At 42.5% G+C, this 26,879-nt stretch carries 3 protein-coding genes; all 3 read left to right on the forward strand.

Annotation, left to right across the window (positions count from 1 at the left end):
- Positions 1 to 275 precede the first annotated feature (275 nt).
- The 3 genes from EV194_RS11195 (at position 276) to EV194_RS11205 (ending at position 26,726) form a co-directional block, all read left to right on the forward strand.
- Positions 276 to 2,690: a hypothetical protein gene (locus EV194_RS11195; protein WP_132434132.1), complete on the forward strand. Its 2,415-nt coding sequence runs from the start codon at positions 276 to 278 to the stop codon at positions 2,688 to 2,690.
- Between the two features lie 553 nt (positions 2,691 to 3,243).
- The gene (locus EV194_RS11200) at positions 3,244 to 13,113 is read left to right on the forward strand and encodes a hypothetical protein (protein WP_132434133.1); all 9,870 of its coding nucleotides are present in this window, start codon (positions 3,244 to 3,246) and stop codon (positions 13,111 to 13,113) included.
- 347 nt (positions 13,114 to 13,460) lie between these two features.
- Entirely contained in the window at positions 13,461 to 26,726 is a 13,266-nt protein-coding gene (locus EV194_RS11205) for a beta strand repeat-containing protein (protein WP_132434134.1), read from the forward strand.
- Positions 26,727 to 26,879 lie beyond the last annotated feature (153 nt).

Consider the following 26,879-nt stretch of genomic DNA (forward strand, 5'->3'; position numbering starts at 1 on the left):
AAACAGTCTGCCTAATAGTGCGAGATTCAGAATTGTTCCTTGATTATAGATGCTGATAATGATCAGTAAAACAGTGATATATAGATTCAATGATTGCAGGCATCAATTTTTAGACCATTTGTTGAATGTTTTTTGATTTTAACATTTTAAACTGAAACAAAACATCATTATTTCCGTACAAACCTCAAACAGACAATCTGAACAACAAAGTGAATAATATGTTGTACAAGGTCTGATGCTTTTATTGATATTGATTCTGTTTAAACAATCTATTTATGAAAAAGATATACCACCAAAAAAATGATAGTAGCGTTAGAAATATTTTCCAACGCTCCTGGATATTCTCTGGAATTATTGCGTTAATTATAATGCTTCTTTCTTCCGTTGATGTCTTTGGTAACTACGTAAGTATTTCAGGAAGGGTGGGAGATTACGAAGACAATTCCAACTGGAATCCTTCATCGTGGGGTATGGCATATCCTCCTGAAGATGGAAATGTTGATAAGGCTATGACAATTAGTTCCAACAGTACAATAACCAGAAATGGAAATTTAAACCCGGTTACTGTTACTGTAAACGGAACATTTAAAGTGTATGGCGATTATGCTAACAACCAATGGGGAGGCGTTACAGTTGAGAATGGTGGCAGATTGGAAATATTTGGCAATTTAACAGGTAGTGCAGCTATTGATGTTAAAAATAATGGAGTATTAATTGTTCATGGAAATCTTGAGTCAACTGGTGCTAGTGTTAATGTTCATGGTAATTTAGTTGTTGCCGGTAGTTTTAGTACTTCCTCAAGCACAACAATTAGAAATACCGGAAAGCTGGTCGTAGGTGGCGATTTTACTCATCATGGAGGAGGTCTTAATACACAAGGCAATAATGATACAAAGATTTATATTATAAATCCGGATGCAGTAATAACTGCTCCAGGGTGGTCTATCATAGACAACCCTAATAATTACGGAGATTTGGAGGAGTTCAACGACAAGGAAAGTGGTGAGTTAAAAGATATCGTTGAAGCTGTAGTAGTTCCCGTTTTTTCAGGTTTCCAGTGGGTTGGGAATAAAGGGAACAATGAATGGGAGAATGCAAGTAACTGGACAGGGAATCGTCTTCCCAATCCAACTTCAAATGTGCGGATTAAAGCATCGAATGACAATCCGAAAATTACATTAAACTCGGGTCTGGTTGAGGTTAATGATCTTCTTGTTGAGTCAGGGGCTATTCTAACCCTTAAACTCGGTGCGCGGTTAACTGTCCATGGTAATTTAACCATTCAGGATGAAGGAGGATTGGTTCTTGAAAATAGCTATGAGCAAGGCGGTATGGCCTCATTAATTACTCATGGCCAAATTGCCGGACATGCGAATGTCAAATTAGTCCTACCCAAAGAGAAGTGGTATTACCTTGGAAGTGTCATCCGAGATGCTACTTTTGGTAATTTCAGCCCTGGAGACCAGGGTTCGGGAACGCTTGTTAATGTTTATCGTGATCGCTGGTATTCCACTTTTACTCAACATTATGAAACGGCTATGCGAAAGCTGGAAGGGGTAGCCGTTTTTTATCATAAAACTTCTGAATCGGATGATTTAATGGAGATTACATATACAGGTGAGTTGAATTCTGGTGAAATTAGTCGAACTTTTGCTGAAAATAGGTTTCAATTAATGGCTAATCCTTTCCCAAGCTTTATTAACTGGTTAGATGATGCAGGTTGGGAGCGAGAAAATTTTGAATCTACCATTTGGTACAGAACCAAGATAGGAGAGTCAATGACATATGTTACCTTTAATAGATCTGCGGTTCCTGGTGCTCGTGTTTCATTGTTCTCTGATAAGGGAGAATATACTGAGGAGGAAATGAGTTTAATTCCACCCAAGCAATCGTTTTTCGTTCGTCCAATGGGAGAGAATCGAACAATTACTGTAAACAATAGGGCGAGGGTACATGGTTTGCCTGAATCACAATTAAAGAGCAGTAACAACGCTTATGGCGATGTTATTCGTATTACGGCTGATAACGGACTTACTCGTGATGGAGCCGTTATCTATTTTTCTCGCAATGCTTCTGAAGGTATTGATGAGGGCGACTCCGAAAAATATCGCAACACTGATGAGCGAGTACCTGAAATATTTACCCGGGTAGGGGAGACAGAGTTGGCCATCAATGGTTTACCTGAACTGAATCAGCCTACCAGAACCATTCCGTTGGTTGTTCGCAATCGGGTTTCAGGAGATGTAACGCTCACGTTCGATATGAGTTATTACTACGGGATGCATTCCGTTTATCTGGAGGATCGTGATACGGGAGCATTTATACATGTTACTGTCGGAGGCGAGTATGTTTATACGGTGAGCGAACCGGGCGAGAGGGATGACCGTTTCGTGCTTCACTTCTACATGGTCTCCACCGATTTGGAACCGGAGATGGAAGATCCCAAAGCCGCCGCAGGTATCCGTATTAACGGCGTTGCCGGAAAAGCTTTGGTAAGCATCGATTCGCAATTGCTTCAAATGGGTGAAGCCAACATTGAGGTGTTCTCCATAGAAGGTCAGAAGGTAAGTGAAACATTGGCACGCAGCAGTCGTACATTGGTAGTGCTTCCACGCACCAGTGCCATATTCATTGTACGAGTAACCGCCGGTGATGTGGTGAAGAGTGAGCGGGTAGTGGGGGTGCGGTAATTAAACGCAGAGGCGAAAAGGCGCTAAAAGTTAAAAGAATGGAGGGCTTCACGGTTTGTGGGGTTCTCTGTTTTTTTAATGGTATGAAGGTTGAAAGGTGGCAAGGTTGATGGGTCATTAGGCAAAAGGGTAAAGTAGAAGAGTTTTGAGTTTATGGTTTATAGTTCAAGGGTTGACAGCATCTGAACATAGAACTTAAAACATCGAACATCAAACTTATATGGTAAAGACTAACCACAAAGTTCACTATGGTTTTACACAAAGCACACGATAGTTACTTAGTAACCTCCGTGTCTTCTCTGTGTTCATTGTGGTTATAACCTTATGTGCTTTATCCCGCCATACGGAACTCCGGTTTCCTTTCTCCTTTCTCCTTTCTCCTGGACTCGAACAGACGTCGGGCGTATATATTAAAATATGTGAATATGATGTTTTTCAGCTTATTCTATGTAACTATTCTTTTTTATGTTACGTAGAAATAAAAAAGGTATTTCAATACCAGTTTCGTTGTCTGAATTATTTAAAGTTCTAATTTTTATATAATCTTTGCACCATGAAAAATTTATACAAAAGATACTCTTTCTTAGCGTTGGTGCTTGTTTTAGTTGTATCCGGAATGTTTGCGCAAACCGGTCCTGCTGGTGTTGGAAATGCATCGGGCGAAAATGGGCAGCCGCAAAACATCATTTGGTATGATGCAAGTAGTTTGAACCTTAGTCATAACGAATTTCTGGAAGTTTGGCCTGATATATCAGGAAATAGTAATCATGCCGAACAGTCTGTAGAAACTTCTCGGCCACAATTTCGTGTAAATCAGCTAAACAATAGACCTGCTATATTTTTTGATGGCTCAGATGATTTTCTGCCATTTGATGGAAATGTTATAGCCAACAGCGATTATACGGTGCTGTTTGTTGGAAAACGCAGAAGCAATAGTACTTTTAAAGCACTATTTGGGGGAACCGGTAGTGGAGCAAATACCAACCTACACGTATATTGGTTCAACGATACTCAGATACGTTCACACCACTGGGGAAACGACCTCCAGACAAACATGGTGGCAGCGGCTCAGCCCCACTCAGGAGGCCGGGCTGTCAATACTTATGGAATTTTTGCCACCTCATTAAACTCATCACTCTCAACTGCACACCGTAAAAACTTTCAAAATAACAGTTTTCTGGGAGCCAGAAATGTTGCAAATCAGCTCACTACATGGAATGGAGCAGCGTTAGGTCGATATAATACAGGATACCATGATGTTGATGTCGCTGAGTTTATAATTTATCGATCTGCTTTGAATACAGCTCAAATGCAGATTATTTCACAATATCTCTCTTTAAAGTATGATATTACCATCAACAACAACCTTTTTACGCCACCAGCCGGTTATCGTGAAAATATGGCCGGAATAGGTAGGGAATCCGATGGTTTTCACACCGAAGCCTCTGTGAATGGTTTTTACATCCGTGAAAACGGTGGCTTTAACAATGGCGATTATCTTTTTATTTCTGTTAATGATGAGGTAAATGATGCACCTGTTTTTACCGATTTGCCTTCGGGAGTAGAAGAGCGTTGGAAACAGGATATATATCTTCAGAAAACAGGAAGTTTTAATGCTTCTGTAATATTTGACTTGTCTGAAGGGATTTTAAATGGAAACTATCCTTCAGATATTGAGAATTATGTGCTTTTATATCGTTCAACTGCCTCAGGCAGTTATGCTGTTGTGCCGGGGGTTAATGCTTCTTTTGGAAGCAATACCCAGGTTAAGTTTGATGTGCCTGATGCTTCTCTTCAGGATGGATATTACACATTAGGAACTACGGATCAGTTTGCAAGCCCTGTAATTGGAAAAGATGGAGTTACGTGGTACACGCTTGTGAGCGGAGAGTGGACCGACCCACAAATCTGGACGCTCGATCCGGCCGGAATGTTGCCCAATAATCCTACTAATAGCTATCCACAACAGGCCAGTGACAATGTGGTGGTTCGCAATGGGCGAACAGTAGTTGTAAATCAGGATGATCTGATTGGTAGTCGCCTCGTTGTTGAGGGGCGGTTAGACATGGGAACAACTCAGGGACACACTTTTGGAGAAATAAGAGGTACCGGGCGTATTCTTATGGCTGCCGATAATTTTCCGGATGGAGACGCATCTCATTTTACCGGAAAAGGAAGAGGTGAAGGTACGGTTCAGTTTTATGGAGGCAGTTATAGTATTACCAATGCCCGAACATTTTATGATGTTCAGGTGGAATTGTCAAATCCATCGGAGACCCTCACAATTCTGAATAACCTGACTGTTGAAGGTTATCTTAAAATTGACAGAGGTGGTATTCGAATTAATGATAACAGCTCAACTTCAATTCTTAATATTGATGTAAAGGGTAATGTATATGTAGAGAATCAGGGAAATATTTCAACCGGATCCGGAAATACCATAGGTTCATATTCCATTGGAGGCACAATGCCTCCAATTGGTCAGTATCATAGTATTTACCATCAATTCAGAGTTGGAGGTGATTTTATAAACAGAGGTAGTGTAAGATTTACCAATCTTACCGCTCCGGTTTACAATCAGTTTGCTTCAAATGGAGCCGTTACATTGCGTTTCTATGGAGAAACAAACAACTCCATGGAACTTTATGGTACTACTGATTTGTATAACCTCATTTTGGAGAAAGGGAACGACCGTACTTATACTTTAGAAGTATATAGCGATAGTAATGACTTTTTTACTTTATATGGCCCCAACAATGCAGGCCGTGTAACTTCCAGTCCTTTTTCTGCTGCCAATCCGGAAGTTCGGAAAGCATTATGGATTAGGTCCGGAACTCTTAAACTGACTGGTGAAATACATATCCCTACACTTACTGAGGGTAATGCTTCTGGTGGCAACGGCGATTATGCCATTGGGCAAAATGGAGCATTATGGATTGCCGGTGCCGGGGTTGCAGTTTATTCAACAGCCTCTAATCAGGATCAAATCCCCGGCTTTGAATCAACTGCGGCAGGTGTTACTACAGGCGGTAGTAATCAGGCTATGTCTGTTTATGGTGCTTTTAGGATCTCTGATGGTTTTTTTGGAACACGTAACAGTGCAGGATTTATTTTCTGGGCAGAGGCCTATGCCCAAGTGCGCATTGATGGAGGAGAAATTGATGTTGCCCAATTCAGAAGTGGAGCAGTTGGTGGGGGTAAGACATCATTTACGCAGACAGGTGGTTTATTTAGGGTTCGTGGAAATATCACAGAGCCAGCTGAGAAATCTTCAAGCTATGCCATATTTGGTTTCGATAGTGAAACCTCGGTGTTTAACATGTCTGGTGGGCAGATTATTTTAAATGATACAGGTGGAGGAGATGTAAATGGATTATACATCCCTAGTACCGAAGGCAACTTTAATGTTACGGGAGGAACCATCATTGTCGATGTTCCAAACAATCGAACTTTTGAGATTTCTTCTAATGCTAATTTATGGAATCTTGAGGTTCGCAGGTATAATACTTCAGGTACTGCTACTGTTTTATTAAAAGATGATTTAAAGGTTGGACGTGATTTAATAATCAATGCCAATTCCTTGTTAGATGCTCAAAGTGGAAGTGATGTTTTTGATTTATACATTGGCCGACATTTCGACCTGCGTAACGGAGGTCAGTACAACGCAAGAGATAATACCACTCATTTTTATGGGACTCAGTCGGGGAATATCCTCGCAAGAAATAATTCTGTTCCGGCACCATTGGTGTTTAATCATGTCAATATTATGAAAGATCAGGCATGGAACCCTTCTGTATTCAGGTCGGTATCTTTGGGCAGTACCGGTAGAACTACCGATCCGGAAGAAGCAAATAATACGGCAATAGAAATTCAGGGTAATCTGAAGATTACCCGAGGGGAATTCAACACATTCAGGTATAAAGTTTCACACCGTGGAAATATTGAAATAGTTGACGGGCGTATTCTTGCCAATGCAACCAATTCTGGGCGCATTGTGCTCAATGGTTCTGATTCAGAGCAAACGTTAAAAGGTGCTCTTACCCAACAGCAAAGTTTTGGTAATATTGAGCTGGATAACAGCCACGGTGCCAAATTGCTAAGCAATATTTCCGTTTCTGATATTTATTTACGACAAGGTGTAATGAACCTGGATACCTACAATCTTAGGGTTGAAGGTTCTCCGGCAACCATCCCGGCTGACGGGTTTAGCCAGACACGGATGTTTAAGACGGCGGGAAGTCCTGGTAATGGAGGTCTTACAAGGTTTATTGATTTGTCGCAAGGATCTGCTGATACGGAGTATTTATTCCCCATTGGTACTGAAACAGGTTATTCACCTTTAATAGTCACTCAATCAACAACAATCAGCGATGATGGTTCAATTACTGCAAAACCCATAAACGCTTATCATCCTACTCTTGAAGCCGGTAATTCAAATCACACAGTGCCATATTACTGGATCGTTACAACAGATGATTTCTCAACTCTTGTTAAAGAGAATCTTAAATATACTTTTTTTTCACCTGTAAATGCATCTCCCTCTGCAAACAGAGGTGCATGGCTGAATTACGAGGATTATACGTGGAGCTCTCTTAACAATATAGTGCAAAACAGAAATAGAATCAACTTCCCTTATAGTGTTGAACTCGAAGGGGAATATACCATAGGAAATAACAGTACGTTTAAAAACCCAACCATTTACTATTCAACATTAATGAATGCGAATAATAGTACTAATTTTGGTGAAAGAGATAAATGGCACGATGCATCCAGATGGTCAACGGTTGGACATTATTCCACAACTAATACGGGAACTTATCCACAACAAGGAGATATTGCCATTATTGGGTTTGGATTAGCCAATCCAACTGCAACAGTGGATAATGCTCAGCGCTCACATTGGTTCTTTGTTGACCAGGATGTTGATGTCGCAATGTTGGTGTTTGCAAATGAGGTGCTTAATGCAAATGGAGTCTCTGTTCCGCGCAGTTCATCATTTTTACCGCAAATTATAATAAATAACAGCGCAGCTTTGAATGTCAATTTTGCAGTTGTTAAAGGTGAGGGTACTTTTAATGTCAGAATAGGTTGTACCAGCTGTAATGCGAATCCGGATGTTTCTAATACAATAACAGCAAATATAAGCGGAGATTTTAATGATTTTGCTAATAACTTAAACTCCCGATTCGATTACGACTTATACACTTCCAATAATTCAGCTGTTTATTTGCCTTCTAACTTCCCAAGTGTTTATCCAAATGTTCATGTTAAAGGGCAAAATGGAACTAACCGGGTTTTAATCTTTAATGAAGATGTTTTGATTAAACGGGATTTGACCATAAGGCAAGGCGCTACATTACGTCTTAGCGGCAACGAGTTTGGGGATATGGAGGTTTACGGAAATATTGATTTCACTATAAACGATAGAGCTGATATATTAGAGTTCCCAAGTACAGGCTATGAACGTACGTTAACTGTCCATGGTGATATAATTATGGATGATAGTAATAATGACCAAATCAGAGTTTTAAATACGACTCCTTCAAATCTTGTCCATGTTCTTAATTTAGGAGGTGATCTCATTCAGGGAAATAATAGTTCAATCAATCTATTCACCAACAATACAGGAGGGAACAACGTCGTTTTAAGGCTGACAGGTGATAATAATGGAGAATATACCAGAACAGGAGGAACAGCTGCTTCATTCTACCGAATTATTATGGATAAGCAATCCAATCGTAACTTCACTTTCCGCGATGCATTTACGCTTGGAGGACCAACAGATGGTGATCATAAGGCCATCGATTTGCGTGGTGGATCATTGAGGCTATGGAACAGCGGAATTGATGTGATGTTATCATCCGGAGGTGCCGATTTCAGAATTCCATCAGGTACAGGTTTGTATCTTGGCTCCGGAGCTACGGCAAGGGTGTCCGGTGATAATACAGGGATATGGCTGGATGGTACTCTTACCGCAGGTTTTAATACCAATCTGTTTATAAACGAGGGGATTAATAATTACATCGAATATACCTCTTCCGGTAATTCCGAGATTAACCTGCATCAGGCTACTCTACTTGTGGGTTCACAAATCAGAAGGTCTGAGCTTGCAGAGGAAGGTGTGTTGACATTTAGGCAAAATCAGGTCAACTCTACCGTTAAAATTGGAACTAATGCCCATTTGGGAGGTGCTGCAAACAGAGGCGTGTTTGAAATGGTTTCGCCCGGATCAACGTTCTATCAGGCAGCAGGTGCCCGCATGAGTATCGTAAACGCTATTCCAAATGCTACAGCTCCTTCATTACTGTTTAATATTGACGAATCGCAGGCCAACATTGGAGTTGGGTCAACAATTGCTTTTGGTGATGCTGAAACTGATGAGTCGCAAACCTTCGGAATCTATTCAACCGTTGAATTGCAGGATCTGCACATTGATAATCAATCGGAAAACAACCCTGTGTTGAATATCAATACGGTAGATGTTTCGTTAGACAATCTGATTATTGACGCCGGGTCAACGTTAAGAGCCAATGGTCGCACTGTAACCCTCTTGGGTGATTTTGATGGCTTTGGCGAATATATTCCGTCGCAAAATACCACCGTTTTTACAGGTGCTAAAGACCAGCATATAACAGGTAATGCGCAATTCTTTAATCTTCAGAAGCAGGGATCGTCTGATTTAATATTATCTGAAAACAGCACAGATATTATAATCAATAATATTTTCAATTTTAGTTCAGGCAATTTAATTGGCAATAACAATGAAATTGAAGTTAAAGGCGACCTGTTTTTCGATGGCGTTTATATTCATTCAGGTTCATCCAAGGGTATTGTTATGAGTGGACTGGAAACACAAAGGCTTACCGGTTCAGGTGTGTTTGGGATGCTCACAATCAATAATCCTTCGGGAGTTGATGTTCCCATTGGAAATCAGCTTTCAATTTCCAATCGTTTACGATTGGAAAGGGGTGTCTTTAATATTGGACGTAATCTCTTGGTATTAGGAGTTGATGCTGAGGTAGAGGCTGGAGAGCCATTCTCAGTAAACAACATGATTCAGACCAATATTTCATTTACCGATAATGGTGTATTGAAATATTTGCCATCAGGATCAGGAACATATATTTTCCCGATGGGTTCATCAGGGAAATATACCCCGGTAACCATTGATGCAACATCCACTACATCATCCAATGGAAGTCTGTTGGTTAAACCTGCCGGAGAGCATCACCCAAGTGTTACCGATCCCGATAATGTGTTACATTATCACTGGGTTTTACGAGCTGACGGTTTGTTAGATTTCACTGGAACGGCGCGTATGCGTTATTATCCGGTTGATGTTAAGCCAACAATAGCCAATATTGATAACTATTGGGCAGCCAGACTTCTTTCTGATGGTTCAGGAGACTGGAATAAGTTTCCCGGCGATGAAGCCATCAATGTCCCAGGTAATGAATTGGTGTTTTCGTTTTCTGGTGCTAATGACGATGGCATCAGCGGTGATTATACAGCCGGGCTAAATGCTGCCATCCCGGATCAGGTGCCGACTTATATTTCTACCAAGGCAGGTGATTGGAATCAATCCTCAACATGGGATACCTACCCTGAGTCTGGAGGCATTGTTCCCGGCGGAGGGCCAAGAGGGTCCATGGTAATAGTCGCACATGAAGTAAATGTGCCGGGTAATTTTATCTCATCTTACCGTACTACCATTAACAACAACGGAAAACTAAATATAGGTACAACTTTTGGTCACAGGTTGGGAGAAGTATCCGGGAATGGTGTTTTGAGTATTGAAAGAGGGGATTTGCCCGCAGGTGTTTATGATGAATTCTTTTCATCCACAGGTGGTACCCTTGAGTTTACCGGTAGCGATAATTATGATGTTTTAAGTGATATTACCGTAGTTAATAATCTGATTTTTTCAGGTGCTGGACAAAGAAGATTGCCAAACCTGAATTTACAGCTCTTGGGAGATTTAACCATTGACGGTGTATCATTAAGAAATGAACACAACAGAACTCTTTCGGTTAGAGGAAATGTGTTATTTAATTCAGGAAGTTTTGATGCCGGTTTCGGTGCAAATTCCAGGGTGGTGTTCAACGGTACTTCTCAACAGTTGGTAGAAGGCAGTAATTCATTCACATTGGCGAGTAAGTTCCATCGTCTGGAAATTAGTAATAATAGTAACGTCTTATTCAGAACCGATGCTGATGTTGATCAGATTCTAACGCTTTCTGCCGGACGGCTTGTAGTTGAAAATGGCGTATCTTTTAGTGTTTTAAATGCCTCATCAGCTGCTATAGTTGGAGCTTCTTCTCAAAGGTTTATCGATGGCGCTTTATACAAGAGGATTAACAGCGGTTCATCATTCGATTTCCCGGTGGGTAATGGCAGCAGGTATGGTCGTTTGGTTCTTTCCGATGTGAATACATCCGGTATGTGGCGTGTTCAATACTTTAACAGTTCGCCCAATGGTGCTGGTTTGCCTACATCCAGCAAAGAAGATCCCGTGCAGTTTGTCAGTTCAAATGAATATTGGAATATTGAAGCGCCTGCCTCGGCAACAGCTCATGTTACAATGCGTTGGGATGCTTCCAGTGGGGTTAACCCTGCCGAAACGGGATTACGGGGCGTTCAATGGCTCACTGATAAATGGCACGAGGTGATTCTAACCAATGTTACCGGGACTCAATCAGCCGGCAGCGCCCGAACTTCATCTCTCATGAGTTTTAACGCCAATGCTGCAGGTAATTACGTTGCTTTTGGAGCCATAACGATTCCAACCTATAGCTGGACTGGTTCAGGAGGCAATAATAACTGGTTCAATGCTGCAAACTGGGCAGGTGGTTCAATTCCTTCAGGAAGTTCGGATATAACCATTGGAACAGCTACACCATTCCCAACCATTTCGGGAACTTCGGTTGCTCAGGTTAACAATCTGACCATTTCAGAAGGAGGGCAACTAACGCTTTTACCCGGAGGAAAGCTGACGGTTAATGGGAATCTGGATGTTGAGAGTGCCGGCGGACTTATCATAGAAAGTGAAACCGGAATAGGCAATATGGCCTCAATCATCACCCAGGGAGAGGTTACCGGATTAACTAATATTAAACTGACAATTCCTAAAGAACAATGGTTTTATTTGGGCAGTTCCATCCAGAATGCCACCTTTGGCAATTTCAGTCCAGGAGCACAAGGCTCAGGAACCTTGGTCAATGTATACCGCGACCGTTGGTATTCAACCTTCACGCAACACCATGGAACCGCAATGCGAGATATGGAAGGAGTGGCTGTGTATTATCATAAAACCAACGAGGAGGATAACTTTATGGAATTATCCTACTCCGGGGTTCTTAATACCGGAGAAATTGAGCGAACATTCTTGGAGAATCGCTACCAGCTTATGGCTAATCCATACCCCAGTTTTATTAATTGGCAAAACAATACGGGTTGGAATCGGGAGCATTTTGAGCCAACCATTTGGTACAGGGCATTGATTGGAGAGGCAATGACATTTGTGACCTATAACCGTGCAGCAGTGCCCGGTGCTCGTGTGGCACTTTATCCTACCGGCGAGAGTTACAACGAGGAGGAGATGGGTCTGATCCCGCCTATGCAGTCTGTGTATGTTCGTCCGTTGGGAGCCAATCGCACCATTACCATAGATAATGCTGCTCGTTCCCATGGTGTTTTCGATTCACGCCTTAAAAGCAGTGAAAGTTCCTATGGGGATGTTATTCGTATCACTGCCGATAACGGACTCTCTCGCGATGGTGCAGTGATCTATTTTACTCGCAATGCAACTGAAAATATAGATGAGGGCGACTCTGAAAAATATCGTAACAGCGATGATCGTGTGCCTGAAATATTTACGCGAGTAAATGGGGTTGATTTGGCCATCAATGGTTTACCTGAGTTGCATGTGTCTGTTCGTACCATCCCGCTGATTGTTCGTAACCGGGTGTCAGGAGATGTAACGCTCATGTTCGATATGAGTTATTACTATGGAATGCATTCTGTTTATCTGGAGGATCGCGACACTGGGGCTTTTATTCATGTTACTGCCGGAGGCGAGTATGTTTACACGGTTAGTGAACCAGGTGAGAGGGATGATCGGTTCGTGCTTCACTTCTACATGGTCTCCACCGATCTGGAACCAGAGATGGAAGATCCAAGTGCAGCCGCAGGTATTCGTATTAACGGTGTTGCCGGAAAAGCCTTGGTGAGCATCGATTCGCAATTGCTTCAAATGAGCGATGCCAACATTGAGGTGTTCTCCATAGAAGGTCAGAAAGTAAGCGAAACAAAGGCGCAAAGCAGTCGTACTCTGGTTGTGCTTCCACGCACCAGTGCCATATTCATCGTACGAGTAACCGCCGGTGATGTGGTAAAGAGTGAGCGGGTAGTGGGAGTGCGGTAGTTAAACGCTAAGAATGATATAAGAGTTAAAACAATAGAGGGCTTCACGTTATGTGGGGCTCTCTGTTTTTGTTCAAGGTTCAAGGTTTTAGGTTTCAAACATTAAACTTCAAACTTCGAACATCAAACTTATATGGTAAATTCTAACCACATAGTTCGCAAAGACTTTATTGTGACCTCTGTGTCTTCTCTGTGTCCATTGTGCTTAAAACCTTATGTGCCTTTGCAATTAAACGCAGAGACGCAAAAGCGCAGATTATACTGGTTAAAAAAACTAAATTATACAACCAAACACCCCAAAATACCGTAAAAAAGTTACCTATTTAGGTTTAACTAATATTGCCTGTTATGAAAGTCAATCTTTACCTTGTTGCTTTATTATTTATCTTTACATATAATATTCAATTAAGCAGTGCTCAATCTGAGCATGATTTTCGTTCTGTTGCCAACGGTAACTGGACAGTTTTAGCTAATTGGGAGCGCTTTAACGGAACCGACTGGGAGGCAGCAACCTATCATCCAGGTAATGGAGCAACTGAACATGTCGAAATTGCATTAGGTACAGAGATAACACATAATGTTGCCGTAATAATATCTGCTTTAAGCGTGGAGGGCAGATTAGTTGGGTCGGGCAATGTGGCTTTAAATGTTAGTAATAACCTGGAATGCCCGGGAGAACTCTTCTGGAACGGGACTAATGGCGGGGCCATAACCATAGGAGGGGATCTTAATGTATCAGGATCTTTTCAGGTCTCCAGGCGCAATCTAACGGTTACCGGGGCAACTACAATATCGGGTTCGTTTCTTGACAATCACAATGATGCTATTAATACATTTACAGGCTCTGTCACTTTAACCGGCAGTGGATCTTTTACTTCAACCGCAGTAACATCTGATGACCGAATGCTATTTCAAAATGGGATCTTTCATAACTCCTCAGAGAATATGTTGTTAGGTAGAGCTACCTTTAGTGAAAATGATCAAAGCATATCCGGTACAGGTGCCGGTCTGTTGAGTTTTGCCAATAATGTTCGCATTGCCAATGATGTGACTCTTACCAATCACCGTCACACGCGGATTATGGGCGTTTTAACCGGGCTTAACGCAGATGCAACATGGATCAACGATGAAAACAGTACCTTAGAATACCACAGCGGCACAATGCCTATGGCAACCGGTGTTTTAGATGCAACAGCTGACAATAATACGGTTTGGTATAATGGGAATACCAATCAAACATTAAAAGCCACCGATTACCATCATCTCTTTTTAGGAACCAATGGCTTTGACTCTAACCGAAGTAAAAATTTTGAAGATGCAACAATTTCAATTAATATAGCGGGCGATTGGTTTATAGGAAACAGAAGTATTACAAATTTGGGGTTGGGACAAAAAGATTTTGTGGTTCATGGAAATGTAATATTGGAAACTTCAAATACCTGGCTGAGAACTCAGGACACTAATGATGTCATACACTCCCTAACCATACACGGATATTTAGAGACCAATGGAGGCGAGGTGCGTTTGCGTTATGGAAACAACACCCGCTATTGTGATTTAGTAATGACCGGCGCGGGAGATCTGATTCGTGGATCGGGTTCTGTTTTTCATCTTCGCAATCTCACTTTTACCAACGAAGAGGCTAAAACGATCTCTTATAACGGAGATATAGATTTCTTTGGAGGCAGTATTGGTGATAACGTTTTTACCAACAATGGTGGTGCATTTACTGCAACTGACGGAGCCTTCCGTTTCTATGATCAATCGGAATTCAGCATAGAGGGTTCAGGTGATGTCACTTTTAACGATTTAAGAGTTGGGACTACCAGCGGAACAAATCCGGTGGTGCTTACCCTTAACAGAGATGTTACCGTTAATGGCTTGCTTCACCTAAGGCACACGGTTGCTACCGGGTATTTTGATTTGAATGGATACACTTTAAATGTACATGGTGGATTTTACCGCCAAGATGCCGGACAATTTAGAGGGTCTTCAACCTCGGTTCTAAACATCGGTAACGGAAATGAGCTGACAGGGACAGCTCCAAACATTGCTTTCCAACCTGATTATCAGATTTTGGCTCAACTTAATCACAATGTTACCAATGATGCACTGTTTTACAACATTGCAACCCCTTTAACTGTTGCCGATTTTAGCATCAGCTCCGGAGAGTTGCAATCATCCTCTAACCTCACCATAACCAACAGCTACTTAAATGATGGGAGGTATTTTCAAACGGCAAATTCAACCATTTTTAATAAACCCGACGAAACCATTGCCATTGCCGGTAGCGGCCAACACGATTTCTGGACTTTGGTAGCAAAAGCAGGTACTGTTACATTGGCAAATAATATTACTGTCCAACAAGATTTTATTGTAAATAGTGATAACGATGTGGCTTTTAATGCTACTTCCGGTAATGTTTTCTTTACCAGAGAGGGGAATGCCTTTATAGAGGGCGATGGCACAGGGTCGGTTACTTTTTATAATCTTATCTTTTCAGAAACTGCCAGCAGTCGCAATCGATTTATTAGTAAGGAGTTTTCGGTTTCTAATCTCATGCGGATTAATAATCGGACATTTGTATATTTGATGAATGATGATTCTCTCAACATCACTGTCAATAATTTGATTGTTGGGGGAGGAGTTTCCGGACAATTTTTGATTTCCGGTTCCGGTGCACAAAGTCATTTGCTGACAATAAATGGTGCATTAACCGTTAATTCGGGAGCCACCATAAATATGCGAAATGCCAATGCTCGTTATGCCGATGTTGTTTTTAACGGCTCGGGGACAGTTCTGCAAGGAAATGGTAATTATACTTTCCGCAGCTTGCTTCTATCTAATACATCAGCAAAAACCTTTAATACGTCATCCAATATTAATTTTTATTCCGGTGCCGAAGGCGACCATTCTTTCACCAATAATGGCGGGGATTTTACTGCAACCAATGCCACTTTTATATTTCGCGATCATGATGTGACATGGGACTTGGGTGGGACAGGAGGAATTACCCTTGCCAATTTTCAGGTTGGAGCAAATACCCGCACCAACCTTGTTATGGGGCGGGATTTAGCCATTAATGGAAATCTTGTTTTCAATTTGAATACCGGCTCCAACTATTTAGATGTAAATGGATACACCCTGACTTTAAACGGAAACCATACCCGAACGCGCAACGGTCGCATCAGGGGCAGCGAAAATTCATCACTGGTTATCAATGGAAGTGGTAGTTTTACCTCTACCTTTCATTTTGATGATGCCATACCTGGCGAAACCAACTTTTTTAAAGATGTGACCTTGAACAGGGGTGCATCGGGGCAAATGGTTCTTGGGAACCTTCTCGAAACCGATGATTTTACCATTAACCAAGGCTTATTGAATGCGGGTGGGGGAAGCATCGTGGTCAACAACAGCACCAACATTGTCAATGGCTCTTTTGTCGATACCAATAACAGTGGGACCAATAGTTTTAATGGTGTTTTAACCATTCATGAAAACGGAAGTTTTAATCCTACATCAAATTCAGTAATTAATATCAGTGGCTCTGTCGTAAACAATGGGGTTTTTACCAAGCAAGGTTCCGGAATTGTCTATTTTACAGGCAATACCACATTGTCTGGAGATAACCCTCTCTACTTCAATGACGGGAATATTATTGTTAATGAAGATGTAGAAGTAACCAATACCATTTCGGTTAATGACAATGAAGAGGGGGTCTTTATTGCAGCCCGTCTTAACGGAGGCAACGCCTCCTCTATTTGGATAAACCAAGGGGTTTTAGAGTATCATGGCGATAATGCACCCATGGTTACGGGTTTGCTTGATTCCTCCGAATCTGGAAATTTCGTGATTTATGCCCGTGAGCAAAATGACCAAAGTATAAAAGATGCTGTTTATCATCATCTAATAGTACGCGGTGGAGGAACAAGAACCATGGTGGGTGATATTTCGGTGAATGGTGATTTGATTATTGGAGAAGACAATTTATTCTATACTGAGCGATACCAGGTTACCGGTACCCCAACCGGAAAGCTGATAATGGAAGAACTTTCGGAGTTGAGAATTGGAGCCAATACAACGCCTTCTCCTTCATTTCCTGTCGGTTTTATCCGTGAAAATATTGAGTTTGATCCCATCAGTTTGGTCTCTTATAATGGAACTACACAAGATCTTTCCCACGTTCCTGTTTATGAAAATTTATCCATTATTAGAGCAGGGAATAAAACCATTACGGGAGATGTAACCGTGAATGGCTTTTTTAATATTACCACAGGAACATTGGTCTTTGACGATACCGAGGCTCAAACTTTTACTTTGTTTGGCGAACTGTTTGGTACCGGAGGGCGCATTAATATGTCCGAAGGTGGACATGAGCATCTTCTCGAGCTATATGGGGTTGTGAACCAGGTAAACAGGTTTACTGCGGCTCCTAATAGCACGGTTCGTTACGCCTCGGGTATTAACCAACAAATATTTTCTCCATCGAGCGGAGATTTTTATGGCAATGTTGAAATTGCAGGTGGTAGTAATAAGTGGCTTGAACTTGAAACTCAAATACGTGGGGAACTCCGGATTATTTCGGGAACTGTATCTTTAGGCGATAATAATCTAATCATTCATAATCCCGGAACCATAACAGGATCTTTCTCAAACAGCAATATGGTCGTAACCGATGGGGAGGGTATGTTGATTCGCCGGAGTGGCTCTATGTCTGCTCCGTACGCATATTTAACCGGTTTGTACCCGGTTGGGTCAATCGGGAAATACAGTCCGGTTACCATAGTTTCATTGGCCGGTTCGGGTACCGGTACTCGCGAACTTGGCGTGCGTGCTCTCGAGGGGCGTCACCCGAGTGTTCCATTTACTTATGATGCACTCTTGCGGCATTGGCAAATATCGTCAACCATTGTAAATCCTACGGCTCACATGGAGTTTGTCATAAATCCGCTTGAGGTTATTGGAGATCCGCTTAAGTTTAATGCCTACTACTGGGATGGAACCGAGTTTGTAAACCCGGACGATGCTTTGGTTAATACAACGGTTATGACTTTTCCCGCCGGGACTTCGGTTATAGACAATGATTTTACCGCCTACGACCCCGAAACCATTCGACGTACTTTATATTCTTATAAAGATGGTGATTGGAGCGATCCGGATACCTGGACGACAGATCCTTCGGGGCAGAGTCTTGAGAATCCTGATGTTCCTCAAAATTCCGATAACATCGTCATTCTCCCAACCAAAACAGTTGTTTTAGATGATGATATTGATACTCGCGGACTCATCATTACCATTAACGAGAGCGGGGTGCTTGATATGACCGATAAAGCATTTATAGAGCCGGTATCCATTATCCAGGGCGAAGGACTGCTTAGGCTGGCCAGTAATCAAATGCCTCTTACTGCACTTAATTCAATGGTTAAGCCGGGCGGTGGTGTTATTGAGTACAACGTTAATGAGACTGTTTTTGAATTGAATGATCAGCAGGAGTATAACCACCTGATCATAAATTTACCAAACGCTTCGCACAGAGCAGTTTTGGTAAATGACCTTTCCATTCATGGGACTTTACAAGTACAGCAAGGGAACTTCCAAATTTATATAGACGATGCCTCGGACGATATTCATGTGCCCATCTCTTTAGATGTTGTTAATAACATTGAGGTGTTTGCCAATGGTTCAATAACCATAGGTACAGCATCAACCCATAACGGGTTGTTGCCCGTGGCAGGGACCACTCCGGGATCATTGGTTCCGCGTTATTACGATGTTTATCATCAAGTAAATATTGGTGGTAGTTTGATTAATAACGGAATGGTTAAGTTCATCAGTGATGATATTACTCAAATAGATTTTGCCAACTTAACCACACGGGGGGCTGCTACAGTCCGTTTTTATGGGTTAGAAAACCGCGATCTTATTTGTAACGGAACAACCGATTTTTATAATCTCATAATTGATAAGGGCTCAGATCCATCTGCTGAGTTGCACTTGGATGTTTCTCATCCACATCATTTCCGTTTGTTTGGGGCAAATATATACAATGCTGCTTCATCGGGCATCAATCCGGAATTGAGAAAGTCTCTATGGATTCGCAACGGAACTTTGAGAATGAGCGGTTACACAACCATAGTTTCGCTGACCGAAGGTATGGGCGGAACCAATAACTCTTCTTATGTTATTCCGGGCAATGGTGCAATGGTTTTAGACGGAGCTAATGTTACGGTGCTTGTAACTGCTGATGACCCCAAAGAGGTGATGGCTGCGTGGGGTGTTAATTCCATCGGTGTACATGCCGAAAATCAAGCACAGGAACTACATGTCCGTGGACGTTTAGTTATGAACGATGGTTATTTGTCAACCCGTTTCTCGGGTGGTATTATTTTTAATACAGCCAGTGGAGAATTAATTGTTAATGGAGGGCATATCGCTACTCGCCAGATTAGATCTTCCAGTACCGGTCCACGAACATTCTCTATGAGTGGCGGGCACATTGACATCCTGGGTGGTTTTACATTTGACACATCCGGAACCATCAACGATATTGATGATTTAAGAAGCGTTCCTTATAATTATGTGCATACCAGTGCTCGTCTTGGTGGTTCTGCTGCCTTGGACTGGGTCTCTACTGCCGATATATTCATTATGTCGGGAGGTTCAATTGATATATTCAATACTTCTGGAGGGGGTACATCACGTGCCATCCGGATATTGTCTGATGCGTCTAATTTAGATGTGTCGGGCGGTGATTTTACCATTCATCTGCTAAGGAATACCAATTACGATCTTCAGGTGCCCAATAGTACTTTCCCGGGATTAACCATTCGTCGTGATGACTCCTCTGAATTGGGCTGGGTGCGGTTAATGAGCGATCTGAACATCAACGGGGATTTGCAGTTGTTAGGGCCTACCAGATTTAGAGCAGCTCATGGGTCTAATCACTATTCGGTTAGCATATCGGGCGATTTTCTTATCGATGAAGAGGCCTCTTACAATGCTTACGATAACGTGACCCGATTTTATGGTGAAGGCGAGTCTCAATTTATTATTAACGGAACATTGGAGTCAGACCTTTATTCTTTGGTTGTTGATAAACAAGAGGATGGTTTAACAATGGTGACTCCATCGGCTGTTGATGAGATCTTGTTACGTGGCGATTTAGAGATTGAATCGGGTACGTTTAATGACAACGGAAAAACCATTCGTGTTTATGGAAATCTTTACAACTCCGGTGTTCACCATGGAGATGGAAAAATATTATTGACCAACTCCACCGGAAGGGTCATCGGAGGCGATGGTTCCGGAATATTTGAAAACTTGGAGTTGGACGAGGATGTTTCAACTCAAAACCTATTTGTGGCGGATCAAATGGTAAATGGCACTTTGAAAATGACCAACGGCATTTTCGATTTGGGCAGTCATGGTCTGTCGGTGCAAGGGGGTATAATTCCCGAAGGGGACTTCTCTACCGAAAGAATGATTATTACCGGAGGGCAATCTTCCGACAAAGGAGTTCGGTTGTTTGTAAACGACAATACATCCTTGTTATTCCCATTTGGAGCAAATGCCGAAAGCGAATTGCGTTATACCCCGGCGGAAATTACTGTCTCCGATTTTGAAGATGCAGGTTGGATACAAATAAATCCAGTTGCTCAGGAGCTGCCTCTGTTAAATCAGGAGAGTGAAGAGCCGGCTCTGCAATATTACTGGAGGTTACGCCATCAGGAGTTTACCGACGTTCCATCTGTTTCGGCTCTTTTTACATACAGCGTTCACGATTTATTGGAAGAGGATGATGATCTTGTTTTTGTTCCCGGAATGGTTTTGGGAACCACAAGGACTAAGCTTGATGATGGTGTAGATACAGATGATAAAACTATAGAATTTGTTACATCTCAGCCTTTAAGTGAAGGTAGTTTTACTGCCGCTCATCCCGACAGGTTTGATGGATTGGTGCCGGTGTTTTATAGTCGTTTATGCGGTTCATGGGGAGCAAATTGGTCTAATGTTAACACATGGTCTACTGAGTCGCACACAGGTGCTCCGGCCGGAGAGATTCCGGGACCCGGAGATATTGTTTATATTGGGAATGGCGGCGGTTGTAATTTAAGCGGCGGGGGGAACTTTCATTGGGTCTTGGCTGATACAGATATCAATATTGGTGAGTTAATTTTTACATCAGCACCAGCAGGTGTATGGGCTGCTCGTTTAATTATTCCTCAAGATAGAGCTGTCAACGTTAATAGGGTATCAGGAGAGGGAACTGTTTTAATTAGGGTCGCATCAGATCAGATACCTGAAATATCAGCTGATTGGGGCGATTTCTTGAGTGAGGATGGAAGTTTTGTGATTTATGATGTTATTGATGATGGCGTATCTGTTATTCCATCTATTTCAAGTAATTACCCAAATCTGCGTTTCGAAGCCTCAGGTGATATTTCTGGAAATCGTTTTGCTGTGATTTCTAATGATATTACCGTTAGAGGGACTCTGCGCATAGACCGGGGAGCAACTCTTCTTTTGAATGAGGGAGGTTCCGGCGATATTAATGTTTTAGGGAATACACAAATTGGTGGAAACCAATTTGGTCGTCTGCTGTTCCCGGGCGAAGGCAGTTCGCGACGTTTCTTAAGCAATAATCTCATTATTGTTGATACTGAATCAGGATCTTCTAATTTTGTAAGGGTTCAGAATGTTCCCGAGGGCGGTGTAGTCCATCGCTTAGAGATACTGAATAACTTAACGCAAAATGACGGTAGCATAGATCTTTTTACCAACAATACAGGTGGAAGCAATGTCGAGCTTGTTTTTAAAGGGGAGCATGATTCTTATCTAAATGTAAACGGAGGAAGTGATCTGAATCTATTCCGTTTGGTCGTAGATAAGGACGAGAATCCCAATGCCACTGTTACAGCCAACCATGCCTTTACGCTTGGTGCACCAACCAACAGTGCCGTTAAGGCTCTGAATTTGTTAAATGGAAAAATGGTGCTTAATCATCCCGGAATTGATTTGGAGTTGACCTCAGGTGGAGGAATGTTTGCAATACCTTCAACATCCTCTCTTACTGTTAGTGAGGGGCGTGTTAATATTACAACACACAATACCGGGGTCGATTTACGCGGGAAACTTCGGGTGGATAACAACGGAGAGGCCATTTTTGGAACAGATGCCAACAACAATCGAATATTCATTCAATATCAAGGTGCGGGGGCTGAATTGGAAATTGCCGACAATGGCCGCTTGGAGGTTCAAAGTCAAATAAGACGAGCCACCAACACCTTTAACGGTGTGCTTAAATATCGTCAAACCGGCGGTGAGGTTATTATTCATGGTCGAAACCCAAGCCAGGGCCGAGCCAAACTGGAGGTGGTAAACTCTGGAAGTGAGTTTACTATGACAGATGGGCTTCTATCTATCAGACGCGGCGGTGGAACCTCTTTTGGGGATCTTTATCTGGTGCCAAATACCGGCAGCATTACCGGTGGTGAAATCAGATTTTCGCAAGAGTCGATAAATGCTCATCATAACTATCGAATCAACAGTTCCATTCCGCTTTCTGATTTAACCATTGCCGGTAATCCGGATAACAATAGAACTGCGACTTTAAATTTGATGAACTTGCCGTTGTATGTAAATGGCACTTTTGAGTTTGAAAACTCATTGGCAAGGTTTAACTCCAATAACAGGAATCTATATTTGGCCGGTGATTTGTTATTCCAGGGCGGCTGGAATTATCATTCAGATGATGCTGTGATTTTTAATGGCGATTCACAGTCGATTCATGGTGATCTTGAAATCAATCATTGGGTGGTTGATGTGGCCAATAATCTGTCTCTGGCTTCCAACTCCTCAATGAGTGTTGCCGGAAACATGAACTTTATCTCCGGTGAGTTTATTGATGGTGGCAATCCTGTGGTTATATCAGGGGATGTGACCAACGAGGCTGTTTGGGTCAGTTCCGATCCTTCCAATTTGAATTCAGGATTAAAACTCACGGGAGGTATGGCTCAAAAAATTTCCGGAACCGGAATTTTTGGTCTTGTTGAGATTAACAATTTATCAGGAGCGTCCATTGAAAACGACATTACACTTGTTAATGATCTGATTCTTTCCAACGGACTTCTTAATATTAAGGGGCACACTCTCACTTTGGGTGTAAACGCAGAGGTGGTCTCTACAGTGGACTTTTCGGCAGATAACATGATTGTCACCGATGGCGCCTTTGGTAACAACAGTGGTGTGAAAAAAATGATACCGGTTGGTAGTTCCTCGTTCCTGTTCCCTATGGGAACCGTTGGAAAATACACACCGGTGGAGGTTGTAACTACCGCCAACAGTTCTCAGGGTGAGATGATGGTAAAACCCATTAATCAACATCACCCCACCGCCGAAGATCCCGATCAGGTTCTTCAATATTACTGGGTTGTAACAAGTTCAGGTTTGGATGGATATAGCGGGGAGGTGCTGTTTACTTACGTGGATTCAGATGTTCGTGGTGATGTGTCAGAGTATTTGGGTGCACGCTTACAAGGATTTGAGTGGAGCAAGTTCTTAGATGTGGTAGATGATGTGGAAAAAACCATCACCATCTCCTATTCCGGAGTCTCCTCTTTATCCGGCGATTACACCGCCGGAGCCGATTTAGCCATCCCTGATGAGGTGCCTCTTTTCAGAACTGTGTCAACGGGACTATGGACTGATCCTGGAGTTTGGGAACGTGATGGAGGTGGCTCCGTGCCGGCCAATGGGCCTTTCGGACATCGTGTCATCATAGAACCTGCCCATACCATTACCATGAGTTCAAATTCACGCAGGGTATATACCACAGAACTGAATGGTAAACTTGAGATTGGTACAACCTACGGTCATAACCTGGGTGTTGTTACCGGATCAGGAACGCTTTCATTGCATTCTAATCAGCTTCCGGCAGGCCGTTTTGAAGATTTTTTCACTTGCGACGGAGGGGTTATGGAGTACGGAGGGGCTGCCAATTTTACCATCAGCGACCGATATCCGCTCATGAGAGGATTGGTTATTAGCGGTAGTGGAATTAAGACGCTGCCAAATACCACCATTACCATTTGTGAAGATTTGGAGGTCAACTCAGGAACGCTTAAAGTATCACATTTTGGTTTAGGGTCATCCATAAAGAATACCTTTATTAATGGTGACTTAATAATAAATGCAGGAGCTGTTCTTGAAACTGATGCCAATGAGCATATATATCTTAAAGGTAACTTAACCAAAAATGGAACCGGGAATTTCCGAAATCAATTCAGTGGTCAACGATTTATTTTTGATGGTTCCCAACGGCAATATGTTTACGGACAACTGTCGGGTAATAATCAGCGATTCTTCGATTTGGAAATCTCTAACCCAGCCGGTGTTGAGTTTGATAACAGTGCCGAAGTGGCCAACTATTTTCATAATGTGAATGGAAATGTAGTTGTGCCCGATGGACATCAGTTTGTTTTGAGCAAAACCGATGGACTGGTTAATCCGCTTTCAGTCAATAGTTTTGTGGAAGGGGTTTTGAGTAGAAATATGGTTGGTGGTAGCGCCCATGCTGTTTTCAATGTTGGTAAAAACGGACAAAATCGAATAGTTTCCATTACCAATCGATCAGGAGGAACTGCTTATTGGGCGGTTGAGTATATTGACTCAGGTTATGAACATGAAGAGCTTGCCGGCGAAATTGAACGGGTAAGTACTCTTGAACATTACCTGATTCAAAGCCCTGGAGCACGCACGGCAAATGTTACATTGCCTATAAATCCTGTCGACCCGGTGGTGACTAAAACATTTGATTTACAGGGTTTACGGGTTGCTAGGTGGAATGGTTCTGCATGGGAAGCTGCTACCGGAGGAGTTGCCATTACAGGTGATAGAAACGAGGGAAGTGTAACTTCTAATCCTGCTATTGCCCACGATGGAGCCGTTCAAAGATTTATTTTGGGAACCATAGAAGAAATGGCCTATTTTTGGACTGGGAATATAGACAATAATTGGTTTGTAGGAGGTAACTGGGATGAGGGTATTATTCCCAATGCTTCGGTTAACGTGGTTGTTGATGAAAGTGACAATGATCCCGTTATTGAAGGTTCTTCTTTGGCTAATGCCCGTGGATTGGTCGTCAGGGAAGATGCCATTCTACGCGTAAAACCAGGCGCGCAATTAACGGTTCATGGTGATTTGGTTGTTGAGCAGCCCGGAGGACTTACTATCGAAAGTGAAACTGGCATAGGGAATATGGCCTCCATCATCACCCAGGGAGCAGTTACCGGATTGGCCAATATCAAACTGACTGTGCCTAAGGAGCAATGGTTCTATTTGGGCAGTTCCATCCAGAATGCCACCTTTGGCAATTTCAGTCCAGGAGCACAAGGCTCAGGAACCTTGGTCAATGTATACCGCGACCGTTGGTATTCAACCTTCACGCAACACCATGGAACCGCTATGCGAGATATGGAAGGAGTGGCTGTGTATTATCATAAAACTAACGATGAGGATAATTTTATGGAATTATCCTACTCCGGGGTTCTTAATACCGGAGAAATTGAGCGAACATTCTTGGAGAATCGTTACCAGCTTATGGCTAATCCATATCCCAGTTTTATTAATTGGCAAATCAATACGGGCTGGAATAGGGAGCATTTTGAGCCAACCATTTGGTACAGGGCATTAATTGGAGAGGCGATGACATTTGTGACATATAACCGTTCAGCAGTTCCTGGTGCCCGAGTGGCACTTTATCCTACAGGCGAGAGTTACAACGAGGAGGAGATGGGGCTGATTCCACCTATGCAGTCAGTTTATGTTCGTCCGTTGGGAGCCAATCGCACCATTACCATCAATAATTCTGCCCGCTCGCATGGTGTTGACGATTCACGCCTTAAAAGCAGTGAAAGTTCCTATGGTGATGTTATTCGCATCACGGCCGATAACGGACTCTCTCGTGATGGCGCAGTGATCTATTTTACTCGCCATGCATCGGAAGGTATTGATGAGGGCGACTCCGAAAAATATCGCAACAGCGATGATCGTGTGCCTGAAATATTTACCCGGGTAGGGGAGACAGAGATGGCCATCAATGGTTTGCCTGAACTGAATCAGCCTACCAGAACCATTCCGTTGGTTGTTCGCAATCGGGTTTCAGGAGATGTAACGCTCACGTTCGATATGAGTTATTACTATGGGATGCATTCTGTTTACCTGGAGGATCGCGACACTGGGGCTTTTATTCATGTTACTGCTGGAGGCGAGTATGTTTACACGGTGAGCGAACCGGGCGAGAGGGATGATCGATTTGTGCTTCACTTCTACATGGTCTCCACTGATCTGGAACCGGAGATGGAAGATCCAAATGCAGCCGCAGGTATTCGTATTAACGGCGTTGCCGGAAAAGTTTTGGTCAGCATCGATTCGCAATTGCTTCAAATGGGCGATGCCAACATTGAGGTGTTCTCCATAGAAGGTCAGAAAGTAAGCGAAACAAAGGCTCAAAGCAGTCGTACGTTGGTAGTGCTTCCACGCACCAGTGCCATATTCATCGTACGTGTAACTGCCGGCGATGTGGTGAAGAGTGAGCGGGTAGTGGGAGTGCGGTAATTAAACGCAGAGGCGAAAAGACGCAGAGAATAATTTAAGAGTTAAAACAATAGAGGGCTTCACGTTATGTGGGGCTCTCTGTTTTTGGTTATGGTTTGTAGTTCAGTTCCTTTCAAACTCTAAACCCTAAACCTTATCTTATATGCCTTATAT

It is taken from the genome of Natronoflexus pectinivorans (assembly GCF_004345615.1).
GTDB classification, from domain to species: domain Bacteria; phylum Bacteroidota; class Bacteroidia; order Bacteroidales; family Marinilabiliaceae; genus Natronoflexus; species Natronoflexus pectinivorans.

What these genes read in the sequence shown, in the direction of transcription:
- EV194_RS11195 (WP_132434132.1), top strand. Translation starts at nt 276, where the DNA reads ATGAAAAAGATATACCACCAAAAAAATGATAGTAGCGTTAGAAATATT.
- EV194_RS11200 (WP_132434133.1), top strand. Translation starts at nt 3,244, where the DNA reads ATGAAAAATTTATACAAAAGATACTCTTTCTTAGCGTTGGTGCTTGTT.
- EV194_RS11205 (WP_132434134.1), top strand. Translation starts at nt 13,461, where the DNA reads ATGAAAGTCAATCTTTACCTTGTTGCTTTATTATTTATCTTTACATAT.